The 14,430-nt window shown below is 65.7% G+C and carries 14 protein-coding genes and 1 pseudogene; 8 read left to right on the top strand and 7 right to left on the bottom strand.

Features of this window, described 5'->3' with window-relative positions; all coding sequences use genetic code 11:
* Positions 1–14 precede the first annotated feature (14 nt).
* Positions 15–1,496, bottom strand: coding sequence for a globin-coupled sensor protein (locus Q0Q02_RS16440; protein ID WP_293810847.1), 1,482 nt, complete (start codon positions 1,494–1,496; stop codon positions 15–17).
* A gap of 163 nt (positions 1,497–1,659) precedes the next feature.
* Between Q0Q02_RS16440 and Q0Q02_RS16435 the strand changes: the two genes are divergently transcribed.
* Positions 1,660–2,436, top strand: a complete 777-nt coding sequence (locus tag Q0Q02_RS16435) for a Crp/Fnr family transcriptional regulator (RefSeq protein WP_293810845.1) — start codon at positions 1,660–1,662, stop codon at positions 2,434–2,436.
* 325 nt (positions 2,437–2,761) lie between these two features.
* Here Q0Q02_RS16435 and Q0Q02_RS16430 read toward each other — a convergent pair whose 3' ends face one another.
* The 6 genes from Q0Q02_RS16430 to Q0Q02_RS16405 form a co-directional block, all read right to left on the bottom strand.
* Positions 2,762–4,207, bottom strand: a complete 1,446-nt coding sequence (locus tag Q0Q02_RS16430) for a GntP family permease (RefSeq protein ID WP_293810843.1) — start codon at positions 4,205–4,207, stop codon at positions 2,762–2,764.
* 65 nt (positions 4,208–4,272) lie between these two features.
* Positions 4,273–5,325, bottom strand: coding sequence for an urea transporter (locus tag Q0Q02_RS16425; protein WP_293810842.1), 1,053 nt, complete (start codon positions 5,323–5,325; stop codon positions 4,273–4,275).
* A gap of 146 nt (positions 5,326–5,471) precedes the next feature.
* Entirely contained in the window at positions 5,472–7,175 is a 1,704-nt protein-coding gene (ureC, locus tag Q0Q02_RS16420) for an urease subunit alpha (RefSeq protein ID WP_293810840.1), read from the bottom strand.
* 1 nt (position 7,176) lies between these two features.
* A complete protein-coding gene (locus Q0Q02_RS16415; RefSeq protein WP_293810838.1) occupies positions 7,177–7,488 on the bottom strand; it encodes an urease subunit beta in 312 nt (103 codons plus the stop codon).
* Between the two features lie 9 nt (positions 7,489–7,497).
* A complete protein-coding gene (gene ureA / locus Q0Q02_RS16410; protein ID WP_293810836.1) occupies positions 7,498–7,800 on the bottom strand; it encodes an urease subunit gamma in 303 nt (100 codons plus the stop codon).
* A gap of 31 nt (positions 7,801–7,831) precedes the next feature.
* Positions 7,832–8,725 carry an urease accessory protein UreD gene (locus tag Q0Q02_RS16405; RefSeq protein WP_293810834.1) on the bottom strand — a complete coding sequence of 298 codons (894 nt, stop codon included), beginning with the start codon at positions 8,723–8,725 and terminating at the stop codon, positions 7,832–7,834.
* Between the two features lie 339 nt (positions 8,726–9,064).
* Between Q0Q02_RS16405 and Q0Q02_RS16400 the strand changes: the two genes are divergently transcribed.
* The 7 genes and pseudogenes from Q0Q02_RS16400 to Q0Q02_RS16370 all read left to right on the top strand — a co-directional run.
* Entirely contained in the window at positions 9,065–9,646 is a 582-nt protein-coding gene (locus tag Q0Q02_RS16400; protein WP_293810832.1) for an urease accessory protein UreE, read from the top strand.
* Positions 9,647–9,706: 60 nt separating this feature from the next.
* Positions 9,707–10,357, top strand: coding sequence for an urease accessory protein UreG (gene ureG / locus Q0Q02_RS16395; RefSeq protein WP_293810830.1), 651 nt, complete (start codon positions 9,707–9,709; stop codon positions 10,355–10,357).
* 3 nt (positions 10,358–10,360) lie between these two features.
* The gene (locus tag Q0Q02_RS16390) at positions 10,361–11,056 is read left to right on the top strand and encodes an urease accessory protein UreF (protein ID WP_293810828.1); all 696 of its coding nucleotides are present in this window, start codon (positions 10,361–10,363) and stop codon (positions 11,054–11,056) included.
* 90 nt (positions 11,057–11,146) lie between these two features.
* The gene (gene nikR, locus Q0Q02_RS16385; RefSeq protein ID WP_293810826.1) at positions 11,147–11,596 is read left to right on the top strand and encodes a nickel-responsive transcriptional regulator NikR; all 450 of its coding nucleotides are present in this window, start codon (positions 11,147–11,149) and stop codon (positions 11,594–11,596) included.
* Positions 11,597–11,696: 100 nt separating this feature from the next.
* Positions 11,697–13,229: an ABC transporter substrate-binding protein gene (locus tag Q0Q02_RS16380; protein ID WP_293810824.1), complete on the top strand. Its 1,533-nt coding sequence runs from the start codon at positions 11,697–11,699 to the stop codon at positions 13,227–13,229.
* Between the two features lie 9 nt (positions 13,230–13,238).
* The gene (locus Q0Q02_RS16375) at positions 13,239–14,195 is read left to right on the top strand and encodes an ABC transporter permease (RefSeq protein ID WP_293810822.1); all 957 of its coding nucleotides are present in this window, start codon (positions 13,239–13,241) and stop codon (positions 14,193–14,195) included.
* Positions 14,192–14,430: pseudogene (locus tag Q0Q02_RS16370) on the top strand (ABC transporter permease); the annotation flags it as partial. The gene Q0Q02_RS16375 and the pseudogene Q0Q02_RS16370, both read left to right, overlap by 4 nt.

The following is a 14,430-nucleotide window of genomic DNA, read 5'->3' as shown; positions in this document are numbered from 1 at the left end:
GCGCAGGCCGCGTTCTAGGCAGCGCCGACCGTTTCCAGAAACTGCTCGACCTCGACCATGAGCGCCCCTGTCTGGTGCGCGAGATCCGTGGTCGCAGACAGAGCCGCGCCCGACGCCCGGCTCGAAATCGAGGCCTGTCGCGTGACACCCACGATGCTGTTCGCCACTTCGGCAGAATCCTGCCAAGCCTGCTGGAGATTGCAGGCGGTCTGCCGGGTGGCTTCTGCCTGCTCGCCGATCGCCCCGGCGATGACAGAGCCGATCTTGGTCATCTCCTGGATGGTTTGCCTGATGCCCCCGACAGCGGCCGCAACGTAGCGGGTCGCCTCCCGGATCGCTCCGATCTGGGAATCGATCTCGGCGGTTGCCTCCGCCGTCTGGACGGCCAGCATCTTGATCTCGCCCGCGACCACGGAGAAACCACGGCTGGTTTCGCCTGCCCGCGCCGCCTCGATAGACGCGTTCAAGGCCAGAAGCTTGGTCCGCCCGGCGATCTCGCGGATCACATCGATGATGCCGCCGATCCGATCCACGGAATGCGTGAGTTCACTGACCTGGACAGTGATCTGCTGCGCTTCCCCGACGGCCCTGGCGGATATCCCGGAAGAGGAGGCGATGCGCCCGCCGATCCCCTTGAGAGATTCCGCCAGTTCATCGGTCGCGGCGGCCACCACCTCGATGTTTTTCGTCGCTTCCAGCGAGCTGGCCAGAGCAGCATCGGCCTGATGCATGGTTTCGCTCGCGGAGCCGACGAGCGAATGCGCCAGGGATTGCAGGTCGCTCGCGGCACCGGTGAGCGAACGAACGACGCTCGCCACCGCCTGCTCGAAGCCAACCGCCAACCCTTCCAGCGTCTCGCGCCTGTTTCTACGCGCCGCATCCAGATAGACGGAGATGGCGAGGTCCATGTCGAGCAGCGCCGCGCGGCTGAATGCAGCCGCAGCCCGCCTCTGCCGGCTAGCGCTTCCCTTGCGCCAGAGCCACCCGTCCCTCACCGCGACGGTGATCAGCCGGGTGACGATGAAATTGTAGCCGCCGATATACCAACGCGGCTCCAGGCCTAGCCGGCAATGGACCTCGCCGATGCGCCGGACCGAGCGGGCATAGGCGCCATCGAACGCTCCAGCGGTAATGAGCGCCCAATGGGCGATCTGCATCTCGCGAGCGCGCAGGATGACGGCGCGGCTCGGAAACAGCCGCGCGACGTCCGGGAACATCCGAATATGGTCGTAGAACTCGTCGAGAATGCCGGGCAGCTTTTCCGCAACGGCTGGCCTGAACTCCCTCAGCAAGGCCCGATCGTCGTCATCGATCCCGGCAAAGCGCAGCCGTTCGGCGATGTCTTCACTGCCCGCATCCAGCCACGCATCAGCCGATCCAGCCGGCTGCCGGCCACTTCCCGCGTGGTCGCAGCCCGCGGTTGCGGCACAGAGCTGCGCGCCTGAACGACCATGGATTTGTCGCGGGCCAAGGCCTTCCGGTCCAAACAGACTCATGAGATACAGCCCTATCGCACCGAGTTAGCCACCGCACGTCACGATCGCGGCCGCATGTGTCCGGAACCGAAATGAATATGTACCATTACGTACATATAACAGGGTTGACGAAGAGTTAACCGATCTGCTCGCGATGTACTGACATTGTCCAGGAGGGAAGTGTTTGGACCATCCGTTGAGGGGCGATTTCGATATCTCCAATCAGATACTGTTGTCGGTGCGGCCCGAAGCTCAGGAATTCCTGCGGCCGCGTCTGGTCATGCGACGCCTGTCGCAAGGTCAAGTCCTTTATGAGGAAGGCACTCCCTTCACCCATGCGATCTTTCCGCATGAAGGCATGGTTTCCATCATGGCCGCGATGCGCGACGGGCGCGGCGTCGAGAAAGTCTCGATCGGCTATGAGGGCTTTATCGGCATCGCCCTGGCCATGGGCGGCGGGGAAGCGATCGGCCAGTCCTGCGTCGTCGTTCCGGGCTATGCTTCCTGGCTTTCGATCCAGGATCTCGACGAGGCGATAGCGCGCTTTCCCTGCGTGCGGCACGCCCTGCTCAGATACGCCAAGAGCCTGATCGTTCAGCTTCTCGAATCGGTGGCCTGCAACAGCCTGCACAGTGCCGAGGAGCGGATCAGCCGCTGGCTGCTGCATGCGCATGACAGGGTTGTCGGAAATTCCTTTCACCTCACCCAGGCCGCGATCTCGCAGGCTCTCGGGCTGCGGCGAGCGACGGTCAACATGGTCTGTTCGAAGCTCATGGAGGATGGCGCCATCGCCTATGCACGCGGAAACCTGACGGTTCTGGAGCGGGACCTGGTCGAGCAACGCAGTTGCGAATGCTATGGTCGCATCAGAAAGGCGTTCGACAGGAATTCGCAGCCGCTCGACAGGTTCATCGACGAAATGCCGCTGCCATTTCGGTCCGCCGCGCCGGAGAGCGGGTAAGCCGTTACGCCGATCGCCGTTATCCGGCCGGCTTTGATGGCCGGCGCGTTGCCCGGTGACACCACCGACGCTCGTTCCGCGTCGCGGCTGCCCCTGAAGCTCGACGTCCTGACGGCCGTGCACCGCAGGCGCGGGGTCGGCGTCACAAGACATCGATGCCGACCCAGCGTCGTGCCTCGCCCCTGAGCGAGGGAACGGCCGCCGCTCAAGGCCTATCGCATGACTAAAGCATCGGCCCGAAAAGTGGAGCGCGGCTTTCGGCAAAAGCCGATGCGAAATCAAAGAGCTAGCGTATCGGACTGAAGACGATATTCAGTCCGATACGCTAGAAGGACCCGACGGCCGATCCCAGGAACAGGACCGCGATCAGCGAGATGACCACGCCGACGATCACGGTCATGACCATGTCCTTGTAGCTCTCGGCATGGGTCAGCTTGCTGATCTGCAGCAGCATCAGCACGGTGCCGTTATGCGGCAGCGCGTCCAGCGTTCCTGCGCTGATGACGGTGATCCGATGCATCAGCGCGGGATCGACGCCATAGGTCGCCGCCAGCTTGAGGAAGTGGTCGCCGAGCGCGGCGAGCGCGATCGCCGAGCCGCCCGAAGCCGTGCCCGTCAGGGCCGCCAGCGTGTTCATCGCGACCGTCAGCGAGATCAGCGGGCCACCCGGGATGCCGATAACCGCGTCCCGGACAAGATTGAACGCCGGGAGAGAAGCGATGATCGCACCGAAACCGACGAGGCTCGCGATCGTCAGCATCGGCAGCGCCGCGGAATTCGCGCCCGCGTCGAGGCTCTCGCGAATATTGGGCATGCGACGGAAATTGACCGCGATCACCGTCAGGTTCGCGGCCGCCAGCGCCAGCATCACCGACCAGACGCCGCCGATCGTGTTGATCGACGTGCTCCCCCAGACCGGCTCGGCCAGGAAGGCGAAGTTCATCCGCGGCAACACCACGAGCGCCATCAGGAAATTCACGACGATGACGACGACGAGGGGAAGCGCCGCCAGCACGAAGGGCGGATGGTCTTCCGCGCGCTGGCCATGGTCGAGCTCGGCGGGGTCGAATTCGCTGGCCACTGTGGCCTTCTCGCGCAGCTTCTCGTCGATGACGGCCGGCTCCTCCGAAACCGTCCCGAAACCCTCCCCCGCCGCGCGGGCCTTCGCTTCTGCGCGGGCGAGCCACCACAGGCCGAAGGCCAGCGTGATCAGCGAGGCGACAATGCCGATGCCGGGGGCGGCGAAGGTGGTCGTGCCGAAATACGGCATCGGGATCGCGTTGTTGACCGAAGGCGTGCCCGGCAGGGCCGTCATCGTGAAGGTGAAGGCGCCGAGGCCGATCGTCGCCGGCATCAGACGGCGGGGAATGTCGGCCGCCTTGAACATCTGCTGCGCCATCGGGACGAGCACGAAGAACGCGACGAAGACGCTGACACCGCCATAGGTGACGATGGCCGAAGCCAGCACGACGGAGAGGATGGTCCGCTTCGTTCCCAGGCGCACTGTCAGGTATTTGGCGATCGAGGCGATCGAGCCGCTATCATCCATCAGCTTCCCGAACAGTCCGCCGAGCAGGAAGATCGGGAACCATTGCGCCACGAAGCGGGCCGCCCCGGGCATGAAGGTCTGCGTCCAATGGGCGAGGATCGGCTCACCCGCCAGGATCGCCGCGGCAAGACCCGCGATCGGGGCGACCATCAGGATGCTCCACCCGCGATAGGCGAGCCACATCAGCAGCGCCAGGGCGACAAGGATGCCAATCAATCCCACAGCCGAAACTCCTTCTCAAAAACAGGTTTCGCGCCGGCGATGCGGAGCGACTGAAATACCGATGATCAATGCGCTGGCCCGGCAGTCGCGGCCGGGCCGGCAAGGTGCCGCCACCGATTGCCCTCCGGCGTGGTCGCGTCCGCGGGCAGGACCGGGATCAGGGCCTTGAAGCCCTGCGCCCCGATCAGCATGAGCCAGGTCACGAGCACGAAGGTCGAGGTCAGCACAGGCATGCCGATCGGCTTCAGGAAGATCGCGACAGAGGCCCAGAGCCAGGTCGTCAGGACGATGCCGAACAGCGTGTAGAGGAAGCTGCGCCAGGTCAGGACGAGGAAGAAGCCGCCGAGCGCGATTGCGGTGAGCGCGGCATTGTAGCCGAACAGCCCGTCGCGGATCGCTCCTTCCGGCCCGCCGAAGATGGCGGCCACCGCCGCCGCGAGCCCCGCCCCGATCAGCGCCATCAAGGCGCTGATGCGCGAGTTCACGGCGATGCCGAGGACGATCAGGTATCCGGCGATCCAGTTGTCCTGGAAGAAGATCTGCCCGATCGCGTTGCCGATCCCCATATACCAGGTCGGCAGGATATAGGCCGCAGCCTGGGCGTACTGGTCCGGCGAGACCGGCTTCGCCAGCGGACCGGCCTCGATATTGGCGAATTTCAGGACCGCGAAGAGGAAGAGCCAGCCCACCAGGACGAAGGGCGCGGTCAGCGCCGCGACCTTGTGCGGCTGGAGCAAGGCCCCGATCGCTGCGAACACGACGCTGGTCATGGCCGCGGCGAAGAGGATGTAGACGAACATGTGGAAGGACGGCACCGCGCCGGTGCGGAAATTCGCGCTGGTGAAGGCGACGAGCGCGAGCCCGACGAGTGCGCCGTTGAAGCCGAACAGCCCGTCCGCGATCAAGCCGTCATCGGCGTCGAGCAGCCGTGCCGTCAAGGTCGAGACGACGGCCCCCAGCAGGCAGATCGCGCCATAAATCCAGGAATTGAAGAAGAGCGCGCCGAGGATGATCAGCCCGGAGACGGGATTGTTCTGGAACACGACCTGCCCGATGCCGCGCAGGACATGAATCGCGAACGCCGCAATGGCATTCCCCTCAAGCTCTCTCGTATCCATGCGAAGCGCCCCTTCGACGACAAGCCCGGTCGCATGCCCGGCCGATCTCCCCGATCGGTTGGGCGGTCGTGCTACAGGCCACGGAGCAGGCGTTCCGGAGCCAAAGGCGGCCGGCACGGCGGAGCGCCATGCCGGCCGTTTCCTCCTCAGAACAGGAAGTAGCGCTGCGCCATCGGCAGCGAGGTCGCGGGCTCGCAAGTGATCAGCTCGCCGTCGATGCGGACCTGATAGTTCTGCGGATCGACCTCGATCTTCGGCGTCAGCGTGTTGTGGATCATGTCCTTCTTGCGCACGCCGCGTGTGCCCTTCACCGCCACCAGCTGCTTCTGGAGGTGCAGCTTGTCGCCGATCTTGTCATCGAGCGCCGCCTGCGAGACGAAGGTGACGCCGGTCTTGCCGCGGGCGCGCCCGAGAACGCCGTACATCGGCCGGTAATGGACCGGCTGCGGCGTCGAGATCGAGGCGTTCGGGTCGCCCATCGGCGCGATGGAGATCATGCCGCCCATCATGACGAGCGACGGCTTGACCCCGAAGAAGCCCGGCTTCCAGAGCACCAGATCCGCACGCTTGCCGACCTCGACCGACCCGATTTCATGGGCGAAGCCATGAGTGATCGCCGGGTTGATCGTGTATTTGGCGACGTAGCGCTTGCAGCGGAAATTGTCGTTGCGCGGGCTGTCCTCGGGCAGCGGGCCGCGCTGCACCTTCATCTTGTGCGCCGTCTGCCAGCAGCGCAGCGTCGTCTCGCCGATGCGCCCCATGGCCTGCGAATCCGACGACATCATCGAGAAGGCACCGAGATCGTGCAGGATGTCCTCAGCCGCGATCGTCTCCTTGCGGATGCGCGATTCAGCGAAGGCCACGTCCTCGGGAATCTCGGGGCTGAGGTGGTGGCACACCATCAGCATGTCCAAGTGCTCGTCGATCGTGTTGATCGTGTAGGGCCGCGTCGGATTGGTCGAGGACGGCAGGATGTTCTCCTGGCCTGCGGCCGTGATGATGTCCGGGGCGTGGCCGCCGCCTGCGCCTTCCGTGTGGAAGGAATGGATGGCGCGCCCCTTCATCGCCGCGAAGGTATCGGCGACGAAACCGCTCTCGTTCAGCGTGTCGGAATGCAGCGCAACCTGGACATCCATCTCGTCGGCCACGGAGAGGCAGTTGTCGATCGCGGCCGGGGTCGTGCCCCAGTCCTCGTGCAGCTTGAGGCCGATCACGCCGGCCCGGACCTGCTCGCGCAGCGGCTCGGGCAGGCTGGCATTGCCCTTGCCGAGCAGGCCGACATTGATCGGCAGATCCTCGATCGCCTCGAGCATGCGATGGATGTACCAGGGGCCGGGCGTGACCGTGGTGGCGAGCGTGCCGACCGAGGGGCCGGTGCCGCCGCCGACCAGCGTCGTGGTGCCGCTGGCGAGCGCTTCCTCGGCCTGCTGCGGCGCGATGAAGTGGATATGCGTGTCGATGCCGCCTGCCGTCAGGATCTTGCCCTCGCCGGCGATGACGTCGGTGCCCGGGCCGATGACGATGTCGACGCCCGGCTGGATATCGGGATTGCCGGCCTTGCCGATCGCGACGATGCGCCCGTTCTTGACACCGACATCCGCCTTCACGATGCCCCAGTGATCGAGGATCACGGCATTGGTGATGACGAGGTCGACGACCTCGGCCGCATTGCGCTGGCCCTGGCCCATGCCGTCGCGGATGACCTTGCCGCCGCCGAAGGTGACCTCCTCGCCATAGACGGTGCGGTCCTCCTCGATCTCGATCACGAGCTCGGTATCGGCGAGGCGGATGCGGTCGCCCTTGGTCGGCCCATAGAGGGACGCGTAGTTTTCGCGGGTAATGCGCGCCATCTCAGCCCCCCAGCTTTCCCATGACCTTGGCGTTGAAGCCGTAGACGACCCTGTCGCCACCGAGCGCGACCAGATCGACCGTGCGCGACTGGCCCGGCTCGAAGCGGACGGCGGTGCCGGCCGGAATGTTCAGCCGGAAGCCCTTCGCCTTCTCGCGATCGAAATGCAGCGCCGTATTGGTTTCGTAGAAATGGTAATGCGACCCGACCTGGATCGGCCGGTCGCCGGAATTGGCGACTTCCACCGTCCGCGTCTCACGGCCGGCATTGAGGTCGATCTCGCCGTCCTCGATGAAGAATTCACCCGGGATCATGACGCCACCTCACGGAATGGGGTTGTGGACGGTGACGAGCTTCGTCCCGTCCGGGAAGGTGGCTTCGACCTGCACGTCGTGGATCATCTCGGGGACGCCCTCCATAACGTCGTCGCGCGTCAGCAGCGTCGCGCCATAGGACATCAGGTCCGCCACGGTGCGCCCGTCGCGCGCGCCCTCCAGGATCGCCGCCGAGAGATAGGCGACGGCTTCCGGATAGTTCAGCTTGACGCCTCGCGCCTTCCGCCGCTCCGCCAGCAGCGCTGCGGTAAAGAGCAGAAGCTTGTCTTTTTCACGCGGAAGCAGCTCCATCGCCTTCCCTCTCCTTCGCAATCGATCTTTTTCAAGTGGCCCAGATGCGCGGTGTATTGGCCGGCTTGCCCTGCCCTAGGGTCCGAAGCACGTTCCATGCCCGCGCGAACAGCGCCTTGCCGTCCCCGACCCGCGGCCCGAGATAACGACAGACCACGACCTCCTCGAGCTGGCTGACCGAAAAGACGGCGCTCGCGCCGATCGCGGCCCGCACCTGCTCCGCCGCGTCCTCGGCGACGGCACCGGCATAGATCATCGTTCCCCAGGTGGGCTGGCCGGCCAGTGAATAGGCGGCCTCCATCAAGGGGGAGCCACCGTGCAGCTCAAGGCGCTCGAACCAGATCGGCCTGCCATCGCGCCGGATCTCGATGCGCTGGCTCAACCGCCCCGTCTCGAACCGCTCCCCGGCGGCCGGACGCCCGAGGCAAAGGAAATCCCAGCCGACATAGGTGGCATCGGGCGCGAGCGATATACGGGTTTCCATCTGCGCATCGCCGCCGTCGAAAACGATGGTTTCCTGCGGCAGGTATTCGCAGACCGCCCCGACGCCGATGTCGATCCGGGTCGATTGCGTGCCGGCGCCATGCTCGCTGCGATAGAACTTTGTTGCGCCGGGCGTCGTCAGCAGCGCCCGCGCACCGGCATCGACATGGAAGCGCAGGTCGAGCCGGTCGCCGCCCGCGACCCCGCCCGGCGGATGCAGCAGGTAGATGTGACAGGTCCCATCCTTCTCCGGATGGAACGGGCGCTGGACGACGAGCGGGCCGAGATGGCGCCGGCGGACGAGCCGCGTCTTGCCCGCGCTCAGTGCGAACCACAGCTCCAGTTCGGCCGGCCAGGAGCTCGGCTGCGCCGCATAATGGGCACGCGCCAGCGAAGTCGACGGGAGGGCCTCCGAAGGCGGAATGGGCACGATTGCATTCATGGACCGCTCTTCAGTCAAACCGCTTCAAATCCAAGCCGATCCAGCCCAGAATGAGGCGAAATTGCTAGCACGCGCCCGCGAGAGCGGCAAACAGAAAGCCCAATACAGGAAGCTGGAAAGCCATACCTGTGCCACGCGTCCCAGGATTTATACAATTTATCTCAAAAGAAACCCTGAGGATTTCACGCCATCTTGAAAGCAATGCTGGGGCGGATACTGGAACGACAACGTTAATTGCAGAACCCCACGAACCTATTTCATCGTGGGAGCTTGACACAGCCTATTCGCCGGGCTCACCGCAAAGTGGTGGAACCGGCCCTGTCCGAAACGGAGTGCAGCATGTTGAAAGCGATAGCCGTCAAGCGGGCGACGGACGCCCCGACGTCTCCCGAACCGGTGCTCGGCCGTGCCGTTCTCCAGCATGACGAGCGCCATCTGCGCCGGCGCATGATCGAAACCGATGACGGCCGGAAGATCCTGGTCGACCTCCCGGAAACCGTCGTGCTGGCGGCCGGAGACGCGCTCGCGATCGAGGGCGGCGGCATCATCGCAATCGCGGCCGCCGACGAGCCGCTCTATGCCATCCGCGGACGCGATCCGCTCCATCTGACCGAGCTCGCCTGGCATATCGGCAACCGCCATCTCGCCGCGGCCATCGCGGCGGATCGCATCCTGATCCTGCGCGACCATGTCATCAAGGCCATGCTCCATGGGCTCGATGCCGAGGTCGAGGAGATCGTCGCCGCCTTCAACCCGGTGCGCGGCGCCTATTCCGGCCATGGCCACAGCCACGCGCAGGGGGATGGCGACCACCATCACAGCCATGATCACCACCACGACCATGGCCACGACCATCATCACGACCATGGCCACCACACGCATTCCCACGCCCATGGGAAGCACCACCATCATCATGACTGATCCCCGCGCTACGGCGCCCTGCGCCGCCAGCGGCCTCCATCTTGCAAGGGCACTGCGCTCATGATCTCGAAGAACGGCCCTCTCCGCGTCGGCATCGGCGGCCCTGTCGGCTCCGGCAAGACGACGCTCACGGAGAAACTCTGCAAGGCGATGCGGGATACCTACTCCATCGCCGTCATCACCAACGACATCTACACCAAGGAAGACGCGATGATCCTGGCGCGCCTGCAGGCGCTGCCCGAGGACCGCATCGTCGGCGTCGAGACCGGCGGCTGCCCGCATACCGCGATCCGCGAGGATGCCTCGATCAACCTGCAGGCCATCGCCGAGATCAACCGCAAGATCCCCGATCTCGACATCGTCTTCATCGAGTCGGGCGGCGACAATCTGGCGGCGACCTTCTCGCCCGACCTCGCCGATCTCACGCTCTACGTCATCTCCGTCTGCCAGGGCGAGGAAATCCCCCGCAAGGGCGGCCCCGGCATCACCCGCTCGGACTTCCTCATCATCAACAAGAGCGACCTCGCGCCCTATGTGAATGTCGATATCGAGGTGATGCAGGCCGATGCCGCCCGCATGCGCGGAAAGCGCCCCTTCGGCTTCACTGATCTCTCGCGCGGCAAGGGCCTCGACGCCGTCATCGACTTCATCGTCGAGCAGGGTGGGCTCCAGGCCGGCCAGCGCAGCGAGGCAAGCCCGGCCGAGGCCTGACCCATGGAGAACGATCCAGCTGCCGATAGCGGCCATACCGCGATACCGCTGCACCTGCTGCGCCTGGTCAGCCAGGGCCTGCCGGTGGGCGGGTTCTCCTACTCGCGCGGGCTCGAAGCCGCCGTCCACGCGGGCTGGGTCACCGACGAGGCGGCGGCGCGCGACTGGATCCTCGGCACGCTGCGCGCCAATGTCGCGCAGCTCGACGGCGCCCTGTTCTGGCGCATGGCGACGGCGCTGGAGGCGGGCGACCGCGAGCGCTTCCACGCCATGAACGCCTGGCTCTCGGCCGGGCGCGAAAGCCGCGAATTCCAGCGCGAGGACAGGCGACAAGGTGAGGCGCTGCTGCGGCTCCTCGCCGACCTCGACGTCCCCCTCGCCCGGGAAGAGCAGGGGCAGTCCCTGACCTATGCCGCAGCCTTCGCGATTGCCTGCCATCACTGGCGCATCGCCCCGGAAGCTGCGCTGAAAGGCTTTCTCTGGGTCTATGTCGAGGGGCAGGTGACGGCTGCGATCAAGCTCGTCCCGCTCGGACATACGGCGGGCCAGCGCCTGCTCATCGAGGCCGCAACCGCCATCGAGGAAGCCGCCACGCGCGCCCGGTCGCTCGGCGACGGCGGGGTCGGCAACCTCGCTCCCGCGCTCGCCATGGCGAGCGCCTGGCACGAGACGCAATATAGCCGCCTGTTCCAGTCGTGAACGACGGCCGTGACCAGCCCCGAGCCTCGCAATTCCCGCCAAGCCGCCCTATCCTGCGGCCGACAGGATGCGCCGGGAGCGGGAAACAAGGTGGAACGGGTCACGATCACCATCGATGCCGAGCTTCTGGCATTCGTCGACACGCTGAGCACGGCGAAGGGCTATGGCAGCCGCTCGGAAGCCATTCGCGATATCCTGCGCAAGGCCGCCCACACCGAACGACAGGCCGATCCGGCCGCGCCCTGCTTTGCGACGCTCGCCTATGTCTACGACCATGAGACGCGCGACCTCGCGCGCCGGCTGACCAACCAGCAGCACGATCACCACGATCTCTCGATCGCGACGCTACACGTCCATCTCGACCGGTACGAATGCCTGGAGGTCGCCGTGCTGCGCGGCACGACCGGAGACGTGCGCGCCTTTGCGGACGGGGTCATCAGCCAGCGCGGCGTCCGCCACGGGCAGCTTCATCTCCTGCCCGGTGCCCCCGATCATTCCCATGAACCGGGCCACACGCATTCTCACTCGCATGAGCGCTGATGCGCAGTGACTTGAGCCGTTTCCGGCGCAAGTCCGCATTTGCTATCCCGCCGTTACGGCAGTATGATATTTTTATCAAAATATCATACTGCGAGTATCCATGGCACGGCTCCTCATCGCCTCGCTCGCTCTGGCCCTTGGCCTCTCCACGCTGAGCCACGCCACTTCGCGGGAGCAGCAGCCTGCCCTGCGCGTCGCCGAGATCTGGGAGATCCCCACGCTCGACCCGACCCAGGACGGCACGCTGATGAAGGAAAAGGCCATGGTCACCGAGACGCTGGTGATCGGCCGGCCCGATTTCACTCTGGCCCCGGGGCTCGCCACCTCCTGGCAGCGCGACAGCGACACCGTCTGGAGCTTCACCTTACGCCCCGGCGTGACCTTCCATGACGGCTCGCCATTGACCGCGCAGGCCGCCGCCGCAAGCCTGACCTCGGCGCTCCAGCGCAGCGGAACCGTCCGGAGCTATACCAAGATCGCCGCGATCTCGGCGCGCGACGACCGGACGCTCGAGATCACCACCTCCGAGCCCTTTCCGGCGCTCCCGGCCGCCCTTGTCTATGCCAGCGCCGCGATCGTCTCCCCGGCCTCGCCGAAGATGACAGACGGCACGATCGAGCAGCCGATCGGGACGGGGCCGTTCAAGGTCACAGCCTGGCAGCCGGCGGCGCAGAGTTTCACGGTCGAGCGCTTCGACGGCTACTGGGGCGAGAAACCCTCGATCTACGCCATCACCTTCCGCGGCATCCCCGATCCGACAACGCGCTCGCTCGAACTGCAGAAGGGCAGCGTCGATTTCACCTCGGAAGTGCCCTATGGCGACCTCGACACGCTCGTCGACAAGGGCTTCACCGTCTCGCGCAACGTAACGGCGCGCAACTACGTGCTGAGCTTCGGCAGCCTGAAGGATACGCCCTTCGCCGATATCCGCGTCCGCAAGGCCCTGTCGCTTGCCATCGACCGCAACGAGATCGCGCAGTACGTGCTGTTCGGCATGGGCCGCGCCGGCATCGGCCCCTTCCCCGGCACCATGGCCTTCGCCGACGCTTCGATCGCGCCGCCGAAAGCCGATCTCACTGCGGCCCGCAAGCTATTGACGGAAGCCGGCTATGCGCCCGGTCCCGGTGGCGTCATGACGAAGGAGGGCAAGCCGCTCCGCTTCACCCTCTACACCTATGCGCAGCGGCCCGGCCTCGTGCCGATCGCAGGTGCCCTCCAGAGCCAGCTCCGCAAGCTCGGCGTGCCCATGGAGATCAAGGTGACGACCTTCTCGGCCATCGCGAAGGAGATGAAGCCCGGCGACGCCCGGCTCGCAGCCTTGGCTTCGGCGATGTATCCGCACCCGGATTTCTACCTGCGCCAGACCTATCACTCCAGCGGTGCCATCAACACCTGGGGCTACGCGAACCCGAAGGTCGACGCGGCGCTGGCTGTCGCGATCACGACGCAGGACGAGGCCGAGCGCAAGGCGGCCTATGATCTGGTCCAGCGCATCGCGGCGGAAGAAGAACCCTGCCTGACCATCGCCCATTACGGGGTCAACGTGGCGATGCGTCCGGGCATCGCCAACTACACCTTCAACCCGATCGCCCATGACTACATGCTCGACCCGCAGATGACGCTCGCGCGCTGAGCCAACGCGATGGGGGCCTATGTTTTGCAGAGGCTCGCACTGGCCATCGCGACGGTACTCGCCGCGACCTTCCTGACCTATGTGCTCCTGCGGCTCGTCCCCGGCGAGCCGGCGCAGGTGATCCTGACCCGCGTCTTCCTCCAGGACCAGACCGCTTCCGTCTCGCAGCAGGATGTCGCTGTCATCGCCGACCGGTTCAGGCTCAACGCGCCGTTGATCGTGCAATATGGCCGCTGGCTTGCCGGCGCGCTGACCGGCGATCTCGGCAATTCGATCCGGACCGGGCGGTCGGTCGCGCTCGAGCTCGGCTGGCGGCTGTCGGCGACCGGGCTCATCGCCTTGCTGGCGACCTTCGCCTCGCTCGCGCTGACCTTCATCACCGTCGCCCTCAAGCGCGCCTTTCCGGCGCCCGCAACAGCTCGCGGCTTCGAACTGCTCGCCGTCGGCTCGATCGCGCTGCCCTCCTTCTTTCTCGGCGTCGTCCTGATCATCCTGTTCTCGCTCCGGCTCGACTGGCTGCCGGTCAGCGGCTTCGAGAGCTGGGCGCATGTCGTGCTGCCAGTTGCGGTGCTGGCGCTCGGACAGTTCGGCTTCAACGCCATCCTGCTCGACGACACGCTGAACGAGGCACTCGACGCACAACACATCACGACGGCGCGCGCGAAAGGGCTCGGCGACCGCGCGATCCTCTTCACCCACGCGCTGCCGAACGCGCTGATCCCGCTGATCCCCTATCTCGCGCTGCAATTCACCTTCCTGATCGGCGGCGTCGTCATCGTGGAGAGGCTGTTCTCGATCCCTGGTCTCGGCGCCTATCTCACCGACGCGCTCGACAGCCACGATGGCCCGGCCTTTCTCGGCGCGATCGGCGTCATCGCCCTGGCCGTGGCAGGGGCCAATCTCGCCGCCGATCTTCTTCTCGCCCGCGTCGACCCACGCATTCGCCTGAAGCGGACGGCGCAATGACGGCGCTGCGCCGGGGCGACTGGCCCCTCCTCGCGATCGCGGTCCTCTTCGCCCTCTCCATCGGCTACGGGTTGACGCTGGACCCGATCGAGACCTCGCTGCGCAACAGCCTACGCCCGCCCAGTGCCTCTTTCCCGTTCGGCACCGATCATCTCGGCCGTGATGTGCTGGCCCGGATCGCGCACGGCTTCCTGCTCGATTTAGGCCTGTCCCTGACGATCGTCGCCCTGTCCCT

The organism is uncultured Allobosea sp., assembly GCF_945956895.1.
Taxonomy (GTDB): Bacteria; Pseudomonadota; Alphaproteobacteria; order Rhizobiales; family Beijerinckiaceae; genus Allobosea.
The sequence above is the reverse complement of the archived record's forward strand: the minus strand, read 5'-3'. Positions and strand labels throughout refer to the sequence as shown.